A 1,407-nucleotide genomic window follows, 5' to 3' on the forward strand; every position below is an offset into this window, starting at 1 on the left:
AGACTTTGGAATACGCCCTTGACCACACCTGAGTATTCCAAAGTCTTTTTCTCTAAGATTCTATCTGATATGTACTTCACATTTTTATATACCCATAGTTGGCTAGGGTTGAGAAAACTCTCATAAGTTGCATCTAGCAGTTTCTTAATCTCGCAACTGCTATAGCCTGTTTTGTCATGGATATCCTTTATAGAGAGCTCTTGATTTACATGCATTTGAAGACACAACTTCCGCTTAGCCAATGTTTTAGCTTTTTCCACGTCTTTACTCATTGAGTCCAAAGATGCATAAATACCTTGTAGCACCCAGGATTGATCTAAGACTGGAGGTTTGGGACCAATTTCACTTTTGTCCAACAAACGTTTTCTTTCATGCAAGAAGCGGCTTTGGACTTGTGGGAAAAGTGCTTTCGTCAAATTTTCCATAATATGGAATTTGTCTGCGACAACAGTTGCTGCAGGAAGAGCCTTCTTTATAGCCTTGATGTAACACTTGCCCCTATCGCGAGTGATGGTGGACACATGATGATAGAGGCTCAGGACTTCAGCGACCTTTTCGGAGTCTCTAGAATCAATCAATTCCAACACTTGACCAGTGTCATGATTGACGATGGCACTACCATACGAATAGCCTTTCCTTTTAGCAAAATCGTCTATACCAATGTTGGTTGCCGTCCTATCTGAAGCTAGTTTTATATTCTTGAGATGATTGATACATGTGTTGGGGCAGCAATGTATTCCCATATCCGACAATATTCTGGAAGCTGAGACTGATGACATCTGTAAGTGCACTTGGTTCATTAGTCTTGTACAGTCAATGGAAAATCTAGCATACTTGTTGAGCCAATCGGGCTGTTGCTCTGTAAAGAAATGACCATCGGCCTTACAGTGAAATTTACGCATATACAAAATCAGTGTAAAACGTTTTCCACCGAGCGGAGGCATGGTTACTTTCCTTTTTTGCCAGCCACGGGTATGATGTGTCTCGATATGGCAACGATCACAGCAAGCGCAAGTAGACTTGCTTTTTAGCGTCAGTGCCACTTCATCCTCTGTGATGGTATAGTTGATTATAACGAAATTAGCAAAGTGGGGGATGAGGAAAGCAACGAGGTTTTCTCCCACTTCAAAAGCATTTAATTTTAAATCCGTTTGGTTGTTTCCTAAATTTTCTGTACCTTTGCAAATGTTAGCGATTGTCTCCATTGTAAGTCTTATTTTTTGAACACTAATAAACTTACATTTTTTGTCGGACAATCGCTAACATTTTATGTAAAACTTTCTTAAAGAATTCTGCAGTTGGGCATTATGTGCACCAAAATTTGCGAAGAGCCCAAAAATTCTAAGCAGAAAGCAAGCTTTTTCCGGTAGAATGTTGAAAAATAGTGCGTAAGTAGCTGATGTGTAG

1 protein-coding gene is annotated in these 1,407 nt (G+C 39.9%); it reads right to left on the bottom strand.

Features of this window, described 5'->3' with window-relative positions:
• On the bottom strand, positions 1-1,205 hold a 1,205-nt coding region (locus QYM41_RS17515; protein WP_368801049.1), incomplete at its 3' end, for a transposase.
• Positions 1,206-1,407 lie beyond the last annotated feature (202 nt).

Source organism: Kocuria oxytropis (assembly GCF_040981195.1).
GTDB classification, from domain to species: domain Bacteria; phylum Actinomycetota; class Actinomycetes; order Actinomycetales; family Micrococcaceae; genus Kocuria; species Kocuria oxytropis.